At 69.1% G+C, this 16,987-nt stretch carries 16 protein-coding genes; 5 read left to right on the top strand and 11 right to left on the bottom strand.

Translation table 11 applies throughout. The annotated features are described in order from the left end of the window. Positions 1-7 precede the first annotated feature (7 nt). Both RUR49_RS10475 and dusB read right to left on the bottom strand, forming a co-directional pair. The gene (locus RUR49_RS10475; protein WP_409146299.1) at positions 8-1,150 is read right to left on the bottom strand and encodes a two-component system sensor histidine kinase NtrB; all 1,143 of its coding nucleotides are present in this window, start codon (positions 1,148-1,150) and stop codon (positions 8-10) included. Further along, positions 1,150-2,175: a tRNA dihydrouridine synthase DusB gene (gene dusB, locus RUR49_RS10470; protein WP_409146298.1), complete on the bottom strand. Its 1,026-nt coding sequence runs from the start codon at positions 2,173-2,175 to the stop codon at positions 1,150-1,152. Before dusB ends, RUR49_RS10475 begins: the two co-directional genes overlap by 1 nt. A gap of 154 nt (positions 2,176-2,329) precedes the next feature. On the opposite strand from dusB, the gene RUR49_RS10465 reads away from it, so the two are divergent. Together RUR49_RS10465 and RUR49_RS10460 are read left to right on the top strand one after the other, a co-directional pair. After that, complete coding sequence (locus RUR49_RS10465; RefSeq protein WP_409146297.1) at positions 2,330-3,589, top strand: bifunctional 2-C-methyl-D-erythritol 4-phosphate cytidylyltransferase/2-C-methyl-D-erythritol 2,4-cyclodiphosphate synthase; 1,260 nt, start codon at positions 2,330-2,332, stop codon at positions 3,587-3,589. Continuing rightward, positions 3,586-4,080 carry a CinA family protein gene (locus tag RUR49_RS10460; protein ID WP_409146296.1) on the top strand — a complete coding sequence of 165 codons (495 nt, stop codon included), beginning with the start codon at positions 3,586-3,588 and terminating at the stop codon, positions 4,078-4,080. The genes RUR49_RS10465 and RUR49_RS10460 overlap by 4 nt, the downstream gene beginning before the upstream one ends. Positions 4,081-4,098: 18 nt before the next feature. Here RUR49_RS10460 and RUR49_RS10455 read toward each other — a convergent pair whose 3' ends face one another. Next, complete coding sequence (locus tag RUR49_RS10455) at positions 4,099-5,688, bottom strand: APC family permease (RefSeq protein WP_409146295.1); 1,590 nt, start codon at positions 5,686-5,688, stop codon at positions 4,099-4,101. Between the two features lie 237 nt (positions 5,689-5,925). Here RUR49_RS10455 and rnd point away from each other — a divergent pair, with 237 nt between their 5' ends. Continuing rightward, positions 5,926-7,218, top strand: coding sequence for a ribonuclease D (gene rnd / locus RUR49_RS10450; RefSeq protein ID WP_409146379.1), 1,293 nt, complete (start codon positions 5,926-5,928; stop codon positions 7,216-7,218). Between the two features lie 62 nt (positions 7,219-7,280). Here rnd and RUR49_RS10445 read toward each other — a convergent pair whose 3' ends face one another. The 8 genes from RUR49_RS10445 to RUR49_RS10410 all read right to left on the bottom strand — a co-directional run bounded on the left by RUR49_RS10445 (position 7,281) and on the right by RUR49_RS10410 (position 15,076). Further along, positions 7,281-7,718: a hypothetical protein gene (locus RUR49_RS10445; RefSeq protein ID WP_409146294.1), complete on the bottom strand. Its 438-nt coding sequence runs from the start codon at positions 7,716-7,718 to the stop codon at positions 7,281-7,283. 99 nt (positions 7,719-7,817) lie between these two features. Then, positions 7,818-8,252, bottom strand: coding sequence for a hypothetical protein (locus tag RUR49_RS10440; RefSeq protein ID WP_409146293.1), 435 nt, complete (start codon positions 8,250-8,252; stop codon positions 7,818-7,820). A gap of 56 nt (positions 8,253-8,308) precedes the next feature. After that, positions 8,309-8,758, bottom strand: coding sequence for a hypothetical protein (locus RUR49_RS10435; protein ID WP_409146292.1), 450 nt, complete (start codon positions 8,756-8,758; stop codon positions 8,309-8,311). A gap of 156 nt (positions 8,759-8,914) precedes the next feature. Next, positions 8,915-10,456, bottom strand: a complete 1,542-nt coding sequence (locus RUR49_RS10430) for a Ppx/GppA family phosphatase (RefSeq protein WP_409146291.1) — start codon at positions 10,454-10,456, stop codon at positions 8,915-8,917. Then, complete coding sequence (locus tag RUR49_RS10425; RefSeq protein WP_409146290.1) at positions 10,446-12,635, bottom strand: RNA degradosome polyphosphate kinase; 2,190 nt, start codon at positions 12,633-12,635, stop codon at positions 10,446-10,448. Before RUR49_RS10425 ends, RUR49_RS10430 begins: the two co-directional genes overlap by 11 nt. A gap of 64 nt (positions 12,636-12,699) precedes the next feature. Continuing rightward, a complete protein-coding gene (locus RUR49_RS10420) occupies positions 12,700-13,401 on the bottom strand; it encodes a hypothetical protein (protein WP_409146289.1) in 702 nt (233 codons plus the stop codon). Positions 13,402-13,406: 5 nt separating this feature from the next. Then, positions 13,407-14,489, bottom strand: coding sequence for an AI-2E family transporter (locus RUR49_RS10415; protein WP_409146288.1), 1,083 nt, complete (start codon positions 14,487-14,489; stop codon positions 13,407-13,409). Then, the gene (locus RUR49_RS10410; RefSeq protein WP_409146287.1) at positions 14,486-15,076 is read right to left on the bottom strand and encodes a CDP-alcohol phosphatidyltransferase family protein; all 591 of its coding nucleotides are present in this window, start codon (positions 15,074-15,076) and stop codon (positions 14,486-14,488) included. Before RUR49_RS10410 ends, RUR49_RS10415 begins: the two co-directional genes overlap by 4 nt. 180 nt (positions 15,077-15,256) lie before the next feature. Between RUR49_RS10410 and purM the strand changes: the two genes are divergently transcribed. Both purM and purN read left to right on the top strand, forming a co-directional pair. Beyond that, entirely contained in the window at positions 15,257-16,327 is a 1,071-nt protein-coding gene (purM, locus tag RUR49_RS10405; protein WP_409146286.1) for a phosphoribosylformylglycinamidine cyclo-ligase, read from the top strand. After that, positions 16,324-16,983 (top strand): phosphoribosylglycinamide formyltransferase, encoded by a 660-nt coding sequence (gene purN / locus RUR49_RS10400; protein ID WP_409146285.1) that lies wholly within the window; start codon positions 16,324-16,326, stop codon positions 16,981-16,983. The genes purM and purN overlap by 4 nt, the downstream gene beginning before the upstream one ends. Positions 16,984-16,987: the final 4 nt, after the last annotated feature.

Here is a 16,987-nt window from a genome sequence, read left to right as displayed (position 1 = left end):
AACCACGTCACCCCGGAGGGGTCCTCGTTGCACCGCCGGCGTGAGCCGGCATCAGGATACGGAATACGGTTCGGCGCGGCTGCGATTCGCACTCGATGATGCCGCCGTGGTCGCCGACGATCTTGGCCACCAGCGCGAGCCCGAGACCCGTGCCGTTGACCTTGGTGGTCACGAACGGGTCGAACAGGTGCGGCAGAAGGTCCTCCGACACGCCGGCGCCATTGTCGCGGACGCAGAACTCCAGCGGCAGGCTGACGCGCTGCTTCGAGCCCGGGATCGACAGCCGGATGCCCGGGCGGAACGCCGTCGACAGCACGATCTCGCCGTCGGGGTCGTTGCCGATCGCCTCGGCCGCGTTTTTCAAGAGGTTGAGGAACACCTGGACCAGTTGGTCGCGGTTGGCGCTGACCGGCGGCAGCGACGGGTCGTATTCCTCGACGATGCGGATGTGGCGCGCGAAGCCCGACTGGGCGAGGCGCTTCACGTGATCGAGGACGGCGTGGATGTTGACCGGTTCCCGCTCGATCGGCCGCTCGTCGGAGAACACCTCCATGCGGTCGACGAGCTTGACGATGCGATCGGTCTCCTCGGTGATCAGCCGCGTCAGCGCCCGATCATCCTCGTTGGCCGATTGCTCGAGAAGCTGGGCCGCGCCACGAATGCCCGAGAGGGGGTTGCGGATCTCGTGTGCGAGCATCGCCGCCAGGCCGCTGACGGTCCGCGCAGCGCCGCGCGAGGTGAGCTGGCGTCCGATCTTCTCCGCCATCGTGCGCTCCTGCAGCACGATCACGACGGAGCCTGGCTGCTCGCCGAGCGGCGAGGCGTAGACGTCGACGATGCGGTCAGGGCCGAGGCGGGGCGAGCCGATGTCGACGCGGTACTCCGACACCGGCGCGGCGCGCTCGCGCACCTGCGCCACGAGGGCGAGCAGCGGGCTGCCGAACGGCACAAAGTCGGAGACGGCGTGGCGGCGCAACACCGAGGTGCTCGCCTGGAAGAAGGCCTCGGCCGCGTCGTTCGCCGCGACGATGAGGTTGCTGCCGTCGACGCAGACCACCGGGTGCGGCAGCGCGTTGAGGAGTTCGCTCGAGAGGTCGGGGCGGGCCGGCACCGGTGAGCGGTCGGGCGGCTTTCCGGAACGTCCGTGCATCAGGCGGCCACCCGTGTCTCGGCCGCGTCGTCGAACCAGGCGGCGATCAGCCTCATCACCATCGCTGGATCCTCAGACGTCAGCGCGGTCTTGCGGAGCGCCGGCGCACCGCTGCGCGGCCAGGCGTCGAAGCTCCACCCGATGTGCTTGCGGGCGACGCGAATGCCGAGCGCGCGGCCATAGAGCGACAGCATCTCCTCGTACTGGGCGAGCAGCATGTCGCGCCGCTCCGGCGCAGTGGGCTCGGGCCGTCGTTCGCCGGTGGCGAGGAAGTGCGCGACGTCGCCCGGCAGCCACGGCCGGCCCTGCGCACCACGCCCGACCATCACAGCGTCCGCGCCGGAGCGCGCCAGCATCGCGGGCGCATCGGCCACGTCGGTGAGATCCCCATTGGCGACGACGGGAATGGAAACCACAGCCTTCACCGCGGCGATCGCGTCCCAGTCGGCCGCCCCCTTGTAGAACTGGCAGCGGGTGCGGCCGTGCACCGTCACCATGGCGACGCCCGCCGCTTCCGCCCGCCGCGCGAGATCCGGGGCGTTGCGGCTGTCATCGTCCCAGCCGAGCCGCATCTTCACCGTCACCGGCACCTTCACGGCAGCCACCACCGCCTCGATCAGCGACAGGGCATGATCCGGCTCGCGCATCAGCGCCGAGCCCGCCCAGCCGTTGACGACGCGCTTGGCCGGGCAGCCCATGTTGATGTCGATGATGTCCGCGCCCGTCGCCTCGGCGATCCGGGCCGCTGTCGCCATGGCGTCGGCGGTGCATCCGGCGATCTGCACCGCATGGGGCGAGACATCGCCACGCTTCGCCTTCAATCGCGCCTCGATCTCGCCGTTGGCGAGTGCCTCCCCCGCGATCATCTCGCTGACCACCAGCGGCGCACCGAGACGCGAGGCCAGCCGCCGGACCGGAAGATCGGTGATCCCTGCCATCGGAGCGAGCAGGCACCGCCCCGCGATTTCGCGGGTTCCGATGCGGAAGGATGGGGCGGGGTGAGGGTCGGTCGGCTCTCTGGACATGCGGCACTGCTCAGCAACTGAGCATCCCTACATGATGCACAGATAATGTTCAACGCTTGCGACACGCCTGTCCACTGCGGCATCAAGGTGGTGGCCGCTTGTCCAATGCGGGCCGCTCGCCCTACACCGTCGAGGGCGTGGGAGCGAGTTGGCCATGACGGTTGAACAGGCGGAAAATCATCCAACGGGGCCGGACGGTGCGCCGCCTGTCAGTGCCGCCGTCGTCCTCGTCGCCGGCGGGCGCGGCACGCGCGCCTCCGCAGGGCCCGGCGATGCCCCGAAGCAATACCGCACGGTGGGCGGCCGGGCGGTCATCGCCGAGACGGTCGCCCGCCTCGCCGCCCATCCGGCGATCACCGTCATCCAGCCGGTCATCCACGCCGACGATGGCGAGGCCTTCGCGGGCGCCGTGGCGCCCCACCCCAAGCTCCAAGCCCCCGTCCCTGGCGGTCCGACGCGGCAGCATTCCGTGCGCAACGGCCTGATGGCGCTTGCAGGCAGTCCCCCCGACCTCGTTCTCGTGCACGATGCGGTGCGCCCGTTCGTCGGCGCTGCGGTGGTCGACCGGGTGCTGCGTGCCCTCGCCGCCTTTCCCGGTGCAATCGCCGCCCTACCCGTCACCGATACCGTCAAGCGGGCCGGCGACGGGCGCCGCATCAGCGAGACGATCCCGCGCGATGGTCTGTGGACGGCACAGACCCCGCAGGGCTTCCACTACGCGGCCTTGCTGTCCGCACACGTGAAGGCCGCGGAAGCGGACCGCCACGACCTCACCGACGACGCGGCGGTCGCCGAATGGGCGGGCCTCGAGGTGACGCTGGTGGAAGGCGATCCGGGCAACGTCAAGCTCACCACCGCCGCTGATCTCGCCGCCGCCGACGCCCGGCTCACCAGCGCAGCGCTCGCCGACCTGCCGGACGTCCGCGTCGGCCAGGGCTTCGACGTGCACGCCTTTGGCGATGGCGACCACGTCACGCTCGGCGGCATCGCCCTCCCCCACAGCCGTGGCCTTGATGGCCACTCCGACGCCGACGTCGGCCTGCATGCGCTCACCGATGCGATCCTCGGCGCGATCGCCGACGGCGACATCGGCTCGCACTTCCCGCCGAGCGATCCGCAATGGCGGGGCGCCGATTCGGCCCGGTTCCTCGTCGCGGCAGTCGAGCAGGTCCGCTCGCTCGGCGGCCGCATCGCTCATCTCGACCTGACGTTCATCTGCGAGGCTCCGAAGATCGGACCGCACCGCGACGCCATGCGCGCCCGCATTGCCGCGATCACCGACCTTCCCGTGGGGCGGATCGCCGTGAAGGCGACGACGAGCGAGCGGCTGGGCTTCACCGGCCGGCGCGAGGGCATCGCCGCGATGGCCACGGCGACGGTCCGCCTGCCGTTTGCGCCGGGAGACGGGCGGTGACTGATCTTGCGCCGCTCCTCGACACCGCTGAGGCTTTGCTCGAGCGCTGCCGACGCGCCGGCGTCATGGTGGCGACCGCCGAATCCTGCACCGGCGGGCTGATCGCGGCGGTGCTCACCGAGATTCCGGGCTCGTCGGACGTCGTCGACCGCGGCTTCGTCACCTACTCCAACAGCGCAAAGAGCGAGTGCCTGGGCGTCGATCCGGCCGTCATCGCCCGCGATGGTGCGGTGAGCGAGGCGGTCGCCCGCCTGATGGCCGAAGGGGCGCTGGCGCACTCAGCGGCCGACCGTGCCGTCGCCGTCACCGGGGTCGCCGGACCGGGCGGCGGGACGGCGGCCAAGCCGGTGGGGCTCGTCCACCTCGCCGTCGCCGTTCGCGACGGGCCAACGATCCACCGGGAGATCCGGCTCGGCCCGCGAACCCGCTCGGAGATCCGCCTGGCGACGGTCGCCACGGCGCTGGAGATGCTCGCGGCCTCGCTCCCCTGACGACTGCTACGAGACGAATCACACCGCCGGGCGATCGAGGTTGTCGAGCTCCAGCCGGTGCTCCTCCGTGAGATAGGCATCCGCCTTCTCCGGCGAGAGACGGCAGCGCACGGCGACGGCGAAGATGGCGACCGCGAAGACGGCAATGACGAGAATGTCCCAGCCGAACGCAATGGCGCCGGTGCCGCCGAAGGCTCCGAGATAGGAGATCACGCCGATTCCGAGGAGGTAGGGGATCAGCCAGGCGGCCTCCGCCAGGTCGAGCGGCGGCCGGTTGGGTCGCAGTGCGACGATCCCGAGCACGATCGCACCGACCCCGAGGCAAAGGCCGAGGCGCACGATGGTGTCCCAGCCGCTCCAGTAGACGACGAGCGTCGAGATCACGAAGGCCGTCGCCGCGACGAGGTGGACCGCCGGCAGGCGGAACGGCCGCCGGCGCTCCGGCATCAGCGCGCGCAGGGCGACGACGGCGATCGGCCCGACGACGAAGGACAGCACGATGGCAGAGCTGTTGAGCTGGACGACTTCGTCGAACGGCAGGGCGACGAAGACGAGGGTCGAGGCGAAAAGGTTGAGGATCATGCCGGCGAGCGGCACCCCCTGCCGGGACAGCGTCCCGATGATGCGCGGAAACAGACCGTCCTCCGCCAGCGCATAGGCGATGCGGGCGTTCGAGCCGACGGCGACGAGGGCACCGCCGAACGGCCCGATCACCGCCCCGGCATTGAGAAGGCTGACCAGCCAGAGGATGCCCAGCGCCGAGGCGACCGCGCCGACCGGGCCGGTATCGCCCGACAGGGCGAGATGAGACCAGCCGGCCGCGACCGCGCCGGGCTCCAGGGCCCCGATGAAGGCGAGCTGGATGCCGCCATAGACACCGAAGCAGATGAGGATCGACAGCATCAGCGCCATCGGCACCGTGAAGCCCGGATTGCGTGCCTCGCCGGCCATGTCCACCGCATGCCGGAAGCCGATGTAGGAGAAGATCACGCCGCCACTCGAGATCGCCGCCAGCACGCCCTGCAGGCCGAACGGCGCGAACGAGCCACCCGCCGTGAAGTTCGAGGTCTCGAAGCGCGAGGCGATCAGCGTCACGACGATCACGATCGGGATGCCGATCTTCAGCCACGTCACCGTCGTGTTCGCGTAGGTGAAGAACTTCACGCCGACGGCATTGATGATGGTGAACAGGACCAGCAGGCCACCGGACAGCGCGATGCCACCCCACGACAGTGTGCCGGAGCCGGGAGCGGTGAAGAGCCATCCGGACTGCGGATCGAGGTAGCGCAGCATCGCCTCGACCTCGATCGGCGCCGCCGTGTTGTAGCCGACCCAGGCCGTCCACCCCATCGTGAGAGCGACGACATTGCCGTGGCTGAACTGTGGGACGCGGGCGATGCCGCCCGGAACCGGCAACATCGCGGAGATTTCGGCGAAGGTGATGGCGATGAAGAACATCGCGATGCCGCCGACCACCCAGGCGACCATTGCGGCGGGTCCGGCGTGCTGGACGGCCAGCAACGGCGCGAACATCCACCCGGATCCGATGATGCCGCTGACGGCGACGAACGTCAGGCCGACGAGCCCGATCGAGCGGTGCATCCGCATGGCGTCCCCCACCCACTTCACACAAAGGCGTGGCCGGGGAATCGCGGCACGCTCGTCCGGTCCCGAGGCTAACCAGCACTATGTTGAAGCGCCACGCAGAATGCGCCGGGACCGCGCGTTCCTGTGCGCGCGGAGCGCGTTCGCCGGATCGCCCGGCAGCGGCGACCGCGTGCCGCGCGGAGGCCGCCGCTGCACAGGCGACAGCCTCCATTCTGTCGGCTATGAACAGAGGCGATGATAGAAACCATTACGACATCCGAAGCGCTGGCCGACGTCTGCGCTCGTCTTGCAGCGGCAGAGTTCGTCGCCGTCGACACCGAATTCATGCGGGAGACGACCTTCTGGCCGAAGCTGTGCCTGGTACAGCTCGCCAGTCCGGATGATGCCGTGATCGTCGATGCCATGGCACCGGAGCTCGATCTTGAGCCCTTTCTCGATCTGATGCGGGCGCCGGACGTCCTCAAGGTCTTTCATGCCGGGCGGCAGGACATCGAGATCGTCTACCACCGCGGCGGCTTTGTCCCGGCGCCGATCTTCGACACCCAGATCGCGGCGATGGTGTGCGGCTTCGGCGATTCGATCGCCTACGACCAGCTCGTCGCCCGCACCACCGGCGGCCGCATCGACAAGACCCACCGCTTCACCGACTGGTCGCGGCGCCCGCTGTCCGACCTCCAGCTCGACTACGCGCTCGCCGACGTCACACACCTTCGCGACGTCTACCGTCATCTGCGCGCCTCCCTCGAGAAGAGCGGCCGCATCGACTGGGTCGCCGAGGAGATGGCGATCCTGACGTCGACCAGCACCTACCGGGTCGAGCCGGAGAGCGCGTGGACACGCTTCAAGGCGCGGCCGAAGTCCCGCGAGGAGTTCGCCGTTCTTCAGGCGGTGGCGGGCTGGCGCGAGCGCGAGGCGCAGACCCGCGACGTGCCGCGCAGCCGTGTGCTGAAGGACGACGCCGTCAGCGAAGTCGCTACCCGTCGCCCGCGCACCGCCGAACAGCTTGCCGGGCTGCGGACCGTCCCCAAGGGCTTCGAGCGCTCGCGCTCGGGCGCCGAACTGGTGACACTCGTCAATCGCGCCCTCGACGGCGCCCTGCCCGAACTGCCCCCGATCGACAACGACCGGCCGACCGGCAATGGCGGCGCGGCGTCCGAGCTTCTGAAGGTCCTGTTGAAGCTCGTTGCCGAACGTCATGGCGTCGCAGCGAAAATCATCGCCACGTCTGACGATCTCGACCGCATCGCCTCATCAGACGACGCGGGCGTGCCGGCTTTGTCGGGCTGGCGGCGCGAACTGTTCGGAGAGCCCGCCCTCGACCTCAAGAACGGCCGGTCCGCCTTGGCGATGAATGGCGGGCGAATCGTCCTTCTGGAACGCACCGGGGACGATGGTCAGGCGCTGGCACCCGTCGCCCAGCCCGCCCCGTCGAAACGTCGCAAGCGCCGCCGCCGGAAGCCGGAGGGTGAGGCGCGCGCCGGAACCGCCTTGGAAGCGGGTGCGGAATCACCACCGGTCGAGAGCGCCTGATTGAAGACAGTCTGCCGCGGCGCCCACAGGGGCGGCCGCGGCGTGTGCCGGAGACGTCGCCCCTACTTCGCCCGCACGGCGGCGACGGCGACGAACTGGTCCGACTTCTTGTCGATCAGCAGCCCCGTGAACGCCGTCTGATCGAACGTCATGTAGGCGTTGAGCTTGCTGTTGGTCGACGTCTTCTTCGACTTGATCGTCAGGTTTGCCGTCACGGTGCACTTCTTGTCGACGACGATCTTGCCCTCGAGCGTACCGATTTCCTTGTCGGTCTTCTTCTCGATGCAGCTCGACTCGGTGATCTTGCGATCATTGTCGACGGTGAAGGTGCACTGGGTGGCGACCTTCTCGAAGAAGACCATCGACCAGCCGCCGACGGCGTCCTTCGACGTGCACTTGTACTTCTGCTGGTTCGGCTCGATGACGTTGGCCTGCTGGGCGAACGCCGGCGCGGCGAAGGCGACGACGGCCGACGCGGCGAGGATGACGAGAGAGCGCATGTTGCCTGCTCCTGGAAGTCTGCCCGCAAAGGGCTGAGAGTTCGACGACGAAAGACGGCCGCTGCGGCTGATTGAGCCGGACATGGCGGACGACCGGCGTCACTTCATGCGGATCGCCTGGACGACGACGAAACTGTCATCCTTGGCCGTCAGCACACCGACGAAGCTCGTCGCGGCCGCGTCCATGTAGAGCTCGGCAGTTGTCTTCGCCCCCTTGCCGCTCGTCGGGTTGATGGTAACATCACCGCTGATCGCGCACTTGCTGGTGATCGAGAGCTTCCCGGAAAGATCGCCAACGATCTTGTCCGTCTTCTTTTCAAAGCAGGCGGAGGTTCCGATCTTCCCGCTCTTGTCGACGGATGCCTCGCAGTAGCTCGGCTTGTCGCTACCGCCGATGATGATCAGCCAGTTGGCGTCGAGGTACTTGCTCTTGCACGTGTAGCCCTTCTGGGCCTCGATATCTTGCGCGGTGGCCGGGGCAGCAGCGAGCAGAGCAGTCGCGCCGATGGCCATCAGGAGGTTGCGAGCGTTCATGACGAAATTCCTCGGGAGAGTGTCGAAAGGGCGTTGCGACGCGGACTTGGCCGCGCTCACTGCTCCATGCGGACGGCCGTGAAGGTCCCGAACCTTCCCTTGTCCGACCCCTTGGAGCCGACGGTGATCCCGATGATGGTCGTCTGGCTCTTCGTCATGTTGGCGGTGATGTCCGCCTTCACCACGTCGCCCCCGGCCTTGAGGGTGAGGGTGCCGCTCACGGCGCACTTGCTGTTGACGGTCATGTCGCCGGTCGCCTTGATCCGGGTGTCCGGATCGATGGCATCGAAGCAGTCGCCCTTCAGGCTGTTGTCCTTGTCGACGGAGAGCTTGCAGTAGAACGGCACGCCGTTCGAAGCGATCAGCATCCAGTCCTGCTTGACGGCCTTGCCCGGGCAGGTGAACTTGCCGTTGGCGCGATTTGCCTCGATGTCCGCGTGTGCCGAGAATGCGCCGACACAGACAAAGACGCCGGCCAGGATGGCCAGAGTTGCTTTCTTGGGCATGCATTGGCTCCGGTTAGTGTCCCGTTCGGCCGCCCCGAATCCGGTGCGCCCCGACGGAAGCTAACCTCCGACACGTTTCGTCACAATGACGTGAAACGGATTCGCACAACCACCGGGCGTCGCTGGAAGACGCAAGTATACCAGTGCGGCGATAGACTAGCTCTCGATGACCGGTGAACCGACCATGCCGCCCAGGCGGGCGAGCTGTTCCAGTCGCTTGCGCACCACTTCCCCGTCGAGGGGGGCGAGGTCCTTCGGAATGCGCAGCACGAGCTTGTCGCCAGCGCTGTCGATGCCGATGCGCGGCAGCACCCCGGGCGCCGAGGCGGCGAGGACGTAGGCGAGCCGTAGCGCCGCCCCGAGGCAACGGGCGCGGTCCTTGATCCGCGTCGTGGCGAGTTCCCGCAGCCTTGGCGACAATGCGTCGTCGACGAGGCCGAAGTGACGGTAGTAGACGGCCAGCGCCAGATAGGCGCGGCCATGGTGGTCGACGCCGATGAACGAGGCGTTGGAGATGATCGCGACGCTCTGTTCGCCCCGGTAGTCCGGGTGGGCCCGCCAGCCGATGTCGGAGAGCAGGCACGCCCCGACGCGCAGCCGGCGTTCGTCGGCCGTCTCGTCGATGCCCATCAGCTCGAAGATGCGCGCGGTGAACGCCGGCAGCTCCGCCACCATCCGCGGCGACCGCGATCGCAGGAAGGAGAGCTCCTCGCAGGCCGAGATCAACGGGTCTGCCGCCCGCTCCGCCTCCGAAAGCCGCTCGTAGAGCAGGCCTTCGCGCAGGCCGAGGGCCGACAGCACGACGGAGCGCGGCTTCGCCGTCCGGATGATCTGCGCCAGCACAAGCGCCCCGTAGGGCAGCAGCGCCCGGCGCTGGCGGGACACGACCTCGATCGAATCCAGAGTGTCGATGTTGCCGCGCGCCACGGTGCGGCAGAACTCGAGCGCCTCGCCCGCCTGGATCGTATACTGGTGCATGACGTGCAGCGGGTAGCCGGTCTGGAACATGTGCAGCCGCGCGAGCGAGCGCCAGGTTCCGCCGATGGCGTAGAAGTCCCTGCCCTCGCCGGCCGCGAGCAACGGATCGGTGGCGAGCAGATCGGCCGCGATCTTCTCGGCCTTGCGCAGCGATGCATCCGACGCCTCCTGCAGCCGCAGGCCACCGAGGGGGAACGTCTGGCCGCCCCCCATCTCGCTTCCCCGCACGTCGACGATCTCGAGGCTGCCGCCGCCGAGATCACCGGCGATGCCGTTCGGATCGTGGATGCCGGAGGCGACGCCGAGAGCCGCGTAGCGCGCCTCGCTCGCCCCCGACAGGACGGTCACCGGCGACCGGCAGATGCGTTCGACCTCGGCGATGAACGCCGGCCCGTTCTCGGCATCGCGGGAGGCGGCCGTCGCCAGCACGTCGAAGGACCGCACGCCCAGCTGGTCGGAGATCTGCCGGAAGCGCTGCAGCGCCACCAGCGCCTGGTCGGTCGCCTGGTCGATCAGGCGGCCGGTCTTGGCGATCCCGCGCCCGAGGCCGGCGAGCACCTTCTCGTTGAATACCACCGTGGGCGAGCGGGCGAGCCGCTCGTAGACGACCAGGCGGACCGAGTTCGAACCGATGTCGACGACCGCGATCGGGCCGTTGCCGGGAAGACGTCCGGGCGCCGGCTCGGCGATCGGACGCCGCTCAGGCGCTTCAGCTGCCACGCCGCTTCGCAAACGGCTTGGGTGAATCGGTGAGGAGCGACTTGCCACGACCGGAAAGCGACGGGTTGTTCATGAAGTACTGCTGCGCGTTGAACGGCTCTTCGCCGGGAGCCGGGTGGATACGCCGATGGCCGCCGTCGGGCAAGAGCTGCCAGCTCTGTTCGTTGTCGGTGAGGTTCGCGACCATGATCTGGTCGAGGATCTGCGCGTGCACCGTCGGGTTCTCGATCGGCACCAGCGCCTCGACGCGCCGGTCGAGGTTGCGCTGCATCATGTCGGCGGAGCCGATGTAGACGTGGGCGTGCGGCGACGGCAGGCCGTGGCCATTGCCGAAGCAAAAGATGCGGCTGTGCTCGAGGAAGCGGCCGACGATCGACTTGACCCGGATGTTCTCCGACAGCCCCGCCACCCCTGGCCGCAGGCAGCAGATGCCGCGGATGACGATGTCGATCTGCACGCCGGCCTCGCTCGCGTCGTACAGGGCGTCGATGATCTGCGGGTCGACGAGCGAGTTCATCTTCAGCCAGATCTGCGCCGGCCGGCCGGCCTGCGCGTGGGCGATCTCGGCGTCGATGTGATCGAGGATGCGCTTGCGCAGCGACATCGGTGAGACCGCGAGCTTGGTCTCCTCGGTCGGCCGCGCGTATCCGGTGATGTAGTTGAAGATGCGCGCGACATCCTGGGCGATGACGTCGTCGCAGGTGAAGAACGACAGGTCGGTGTAGATGCGCGCGGTGATCGGGTGGTAGTTGCCGGTGCCGAGATGGCAATAGGTGACGAGGTTGCCGCCCTCGCGCCGCACCACCATCGACAGCTTGGCGTGCGTCTTCAGCTCGATGAAGCCGAACACGACCTGCGCGCCGGCGCGCTCGAGATCGCGCGCCCAGCGGATGTTGGCCTCCTCGTCGAAGCGCGCCTTCAGCTCGACGAGCGCCGTCACCGACTTTCCCGCCTCCGCCGCCTCGGCGAGCGCCTTGACGATCGGCGAGTCCTTCGAGGTGCGGTAGAGCGTCTGCTTGATGGCGACGACGTCGGGATCGTGCGCCGCCTGGGCGAGGAACTGCACGACGACGTCGAAGGACTCGTACGGGTGGTGGACGACGAGGTCCTTCTCCCGGATCGCCTCGAAGCAGTCGCCGTTGTGCTCGCGGATGCGCTCGGGGAAGCGCGGCGTATAGGGCACGAACTTCAGCTCGGGCCGATCGAGGCCGACGAGCTGGGCGAGGTCCTTCAGCGCGAGCGAGCCATCGACGAGGAAGATCTCGTCGTCGAGCACACCGAGGGCATTGGCGACGAACCGGCGGAGCGGTTCCGGTGTGGTGTGCTCGATCTCGAGCCGGATCACCGACCCGCGCCGGCGGCGCTTCAGTGCCGTCTCGAACAGCCGGACGAGGTCTTCCGCCTCCTCCTCGATTTCGAGGTCCGAGTCGCGGATGACCCGGAAGGCCCCCTCCCCGAGCACCCGGTAGCTCGGGAACAGCCGTGCGATGAACTGCCCGATCGTCGCCTCTAGGGAGACGAAACGCGCGCTCCCCGCAGGATCGCCCGGGCGATCCGGCAGGCGGATGTAGCGATCGACCTGCGCCGGCACGCGGATCAGCGCCACCATCCGGCCGCCCTCCGGCGCCGCGAGTTCGACGACCAGGGTGAAGCCGAGGTTGGGGATGAACGGGAACGGGTGGGCCGGGTCGATCGCGAGCGGCGTCAGCACCGGGAAGATGTGGCTCAGATAGAAGCGCTCGAGCCAGACACGCTCGACGTCGGTGAGATCAGGGCCTTCGACCAGCCAGATGTTGGTTTCGGCGAGGAGGGCCCGCAGCGACCGCCACTGCTCCTGCTGCGCCTCCTGCAGGCGGCCGACGCCCGCGGCGATCTGGGCGAGCTGCTCGCTCGGAGTCAGCCCGTCGTCCGAGCGCGTCTCGATGCCGATGCGCTGCTGGCCGCGCAGGCCGGCGACCCGCACCATGAAGAATTCGTCGAGATTGTTGGCCGAGATCGACAGGAAGCGAAGCCGCTCGAGCAGCGGGTGGTGCGGATTGGCCGCCTCCTCCAGCACCCTGCGATTGAACTGAAGCCAGGACAGCTCCCGGTTGACGAAGCGCGTGGGCAGATCCCTCAGGTCAGGCTCCGCATCGTCCGTTCCCCCCGACACGAACGCGCCCGCCACTTCCTGATCCATTCTGCCCTCCTGCCACCGCGCCGATCGGATACACGGAAAGTGTGACGGAATTGTTCGACGGCTCTCATCCGCCCTCGCTGCGCCGGCCCCCCGCCTCCAGCCGCTCAAGCACCTCCGCGGCAAGTGCGCGGGACGGCGCGCGCTTGCCGGCGAGCGCGGCCTCGTCGAAGGCCGCGACGAAGGCATTGGCCGCCGCCAGCGACCGCTCCATGCGTCGGAGCACGAACTCGACGACGGGCCGCTCGACGGTGATCTGGCGATCGGCGAAGAGCTTGACGAGCACCTGCGCGAGCAGGGCGTCGTCGGGCTCGGCGATCGTCACCGGCGTGGCCGCCCGCAGTCGCGAGGCGAGATCGGCGACCGGCGTCGCCCAGTCGTGCAGGCCGCTGCGGGCCGTCATCAGCACGGACCGGCCGCGCTGGCGGGCCGCGTTCAGGAGGTGCAGCAGCGCGGTATCGCCCGCGCGGCTGCGATCGATGTCCTCGATGACGACGTTGCCGGCCTCGACGATGGCCAGCGGGTCGGTGCCGGCGAGCGTGGCGAGGTCCATGACGGAGGCTCCGGCGCGGCCGGCCCACACCGTGGCGAGGTGGCTCTTGCCGGAACCGGGCGGCCCGACGAGAAGCGCGGTCTGCGCGGGCCAGTCCGGCCATCGGTCGACGAGCGCGGCGGCGGCGGCATTGGCCGTGCCGACGATGAAGTCGTCCCGCGTTCGCGAGGCGGGCGTCGCGAGCGAAAGCGGGATCTGGCCTTCCGGCGCCGCCACGGTGGCTATCCCGGATCCGACCGCGGGCCGCCCGTGTAGAACGGACTGGTGAGGTAGCGCCCGATGGCGAAGCGGGCGAGCACGCCCACCGCGGCTGCGGCCGGCACCGCGATCAGCATGCCGACGAAGCCGAACAGCGAGCCGAACGCGAACAGCGCGAACATCAGCCACACCGGATGCAGTCCGACGTGTTCGCCGATCAGCTTCGGCTGCAGCACGTTGCCCTCGACGAACTGTCCGAAGGCGAACACGGCCGCGACGGCGGCGATCATCGGCCACTCGGGCCAGAACTGCGCGACCGCCAGGCCCATCGACAGCACCATGCCGATCGTCGCGCCGACATAGGGGATGAAGCTGATCATGCCGATGAAGATGCCGATCAGCAGGCCGAAATCGAGGCCGACGATGGTGAGGCCGATGGCGTAGTAGGCCCCGAGGATCAGGCAGACCGACACCTGGCCCCGGATGAAGCCGGAGACGCCCTCGTCCATCTCGCGGGCGAGCTGGCGGACCGTGTCGAGGCTGCGCCGCGGTACCCAGCCGTCGATCTCGAGCACCATGCGGTCCCAGTCGAGCAGCATGTAGAAGGCCACCACCGGCGTGACGACGAGCAGGGCCAGCACCGACAGCAGCGCCTGTCCGCCGCTCCAGATCGACGTCAGCATCGTCGCGAGCCACTGGGCGCCCTGGGTCAACAGCCCGCCGAGCGACGACTTCAGATCCGTCGGCTGCATGCCGAGCATCGTCGGCAGCTGGCCAGCGCTGTCGATGTGTCGGGAGACGAAGTCCTGCAGCGAGGTGACGTAGCCCGGCAGGCTCCGCAGAAGCGCGGCGAGCTGGTGGCCGACGATCGGCAGCACCAGGATCAGCACCAGCACGAACAGGACGACGAACGCCGCAAGGATGATGAGGACGGCGATCAGCCGGTTGATGCCGAGCCGCTCGATACGGTCGGCGACCGGATCGAGCAGGTAGGCGAGGATCATGCCCGCCACGAACGGCAGCAGGATGCCGCTGAAGACGTAGAGAAAGACGAGGAAGCCGACGAGCGCGGCGACCCAGAAGCCGATCTGTCGGCCGACACTCACGGGTGCTCGTCTCCGGGGCCGGATTTCGGGGCCTGGGGCGGGCCGGCCGTCATGTGCGCCATCCATTCGACGAGATAGGCGCCCGCGGACGTGACGGTCAAGGCGGCCACCGCGAGCGTCAGGATGAGCGTCGGCCAGTAGAGCTCCCAGCCGAAGGCGTTCGCTGCCAGGACGACGGCCGCAAGCACGATCTGCACCAGCGTGTTCGCCTTGCTGACGGCGATGGGTCGGACGCGAACCGGCCGTCCGAGTACAACCGCGAGCATCACGGCGCCGACGATGAGGAGGTCGCGAGCGACCACCAGCGTCGTCACCCACACCGGAAGTTCGCCTGCGATCGCGAGCGCGACGTAGATGGAGACGAGCAACGCCTTGTCGGCGATCGGGTCGAGGTAGGCGCCGAGTTCGGTCTCCAGGCGGAAGCGCTTCGCCAGGTAACCGTCGATCGCGTCGGAGATGCCGGCAGCGACGAACAGCGCGAAGGCGATGCCGGATTCGCCCGTGGCGATCGCCCAGACGACCACCGGTACGGCGAACAGCCGCGCCAGTGTGATCATGTTCGGCACGAGAGTGAACCAGGACCTCAACGACGTCTCCCCACGAGCACCGGACGCCACAGATGGCGATCCGTGTGTCGTCCGCCAAGCAGCCGATGCGCCTTGCGAGACGCCGCCTTGCCACGGGGACGCGCAATGCGCCATAGCATCCGCCGTCGGCCGACGGAATGCGCCTCCCTGCCCCGTGCGGCCAGCCTGAGCGGAGCCCCAATGAGCGATCCGGCCTCTTCCGAGCCCTTCACCTACGCCGCCGCCGGCGTCGACATCGACCGCGGCGACGCCCTGGTGCGGGCGATCGCGCCGCTCGTCCGCCGCACTGCGCGCCCCGGCGCCGATGCGGCGATAGGCGGCTTCGGCGGCGTCTTCGACCTCAAGGCGACCGGCTACCGCGACCCGCTGCTGGTGGCCGCCACCGACGGCGTCGGCACCAAGCTGCGGGTGGCGCTGGAGGCCGGCGTCCATGACACGGTCGGCATCGACCTCGTGGCGATGTGCGTCAACGACCTCGTCGTGCAGGGTGCCGAGCCCCTGATGTTCCTCGACTATTACGCCACCGGCCGGCTCGACGTGGAGGTTGCGACCGCCGTCGTCGCCGGAATCGTCGAAGGCTGCCGGCAGGCCGGTGCGGCGCTGGTCGGCGGCGAGACGGCGGAAATGCCGGGCCACTACGGCGACGGCGACTACGACCTCGCCGGCTTCGCGGTGGGCGCCGTCGAGCGCGACCGGCTGCTGCCGCGCGCCGACGTCGCGAGCGGCGACGTGGTGCTCGGCCTCGCCTCCTCCGGCGTGCACTCGAACGGCTACTCACTGGTGCGCCGTATCGTCGAGGCCGACCGACTCGGCTACGGCGACCCCTGCCCGTTCCAGGCGGAGACGACGCTCGGCCGCGCCCTGCTGGCGCCGACCCGCATCTATGTGAAATCGCTGCTCAAAGCCTTCGCCGCCACCGACGGCATCAAGGCGCTCGCCCACATCACCGGCGGCGGCCTCGTCGACAACATCCCCCGCGTGCTGCCGGCGGCGCTCGCCGCCCGCATCGACCTCGACGTCATCGCGCCACCGCCGGTGTTCGGCTGGCTCGCCCGTGACGGCCGCATCGCCGAAGCAGAGATGGTGCGCACCTTCAACTGCGGCGTCGGCATGGTCGTGGTCTGCGCACCAGCCGCCGCCGACGCGGTGTTCACGACGCTAGAGGCCGCCGGCGAGACGGTGATGCGGCTCGGCACCATCGTGCCGCGCGGCGACCGTGCCGTCGTCTTCGACGGTCGCCTGTCGCTGTGAGCACGCCCGCCCGCAAGCGGGTCGCCGTGCTGGTCTCCGGCGGCGGCAGCAACATGGCGGCGCTGATCGCCGCCGCCGCCGACCCGGCGTTTCCGGCGGAGATCGTGCGGGTGATCTGCAACCGGCCGGATGCCGGCGCGCTTGCCAAGGCCGCGGCCGCCGGCGTCGAGACCGTGATCATTGATCACAGATCATATTCGGATCGCGAGACCTTCGACGCCGCCGTCGACGCGGCGCTGGTGGCGGCGGAGACCGACATCGTCTGCCTCGCCGGCTTCATGCGGCTGCTGACGCCGGGTTTCGTGGAGAAATGGCGCGACCGGATGATCAATATCCACCCGTCGCTGCTGCCCTCCTTCAAGGGCCTGCACACCCACGCCCGGGCGCTCGAGGCCGACGTGACGCTGCACGGCTGCACCGTCCACTTCGTCCGCGCCGAGATGGACATGGGGCCGATCATCGTGCAGGCGGCGGTGCCGGTGATCGACGGCGATACCGCGGAAACGCTGGCGGCACGCGTGCTCGCCGCCGAGCACCGCATCTACCCGCAGGCGCTGGCCGCCGTCGCCAGTGGCCGTGCCGTCGTTGACGGTGAGCGCGTGGTGCACACCGGCGGCGGCGAACCGCCGGCGGCGTTCGTCTGGCCGCCGGCGTGACCGC

The sequence above is a fragment of the Pseudoxanthobacter sp. M-2 genome (assembly GCF_046156265.1).
Taxonomy (GTDB): Bacteria; Pseudomonadota; Alphaproteobacteria; order Rhizobiales; family Segnochrobactraceae; genus CAMDHY01.
Note: the sequence above shows the minus strand (reverse complement) of the source record. Positions and strands in the feature narration are given on the sequence as shown.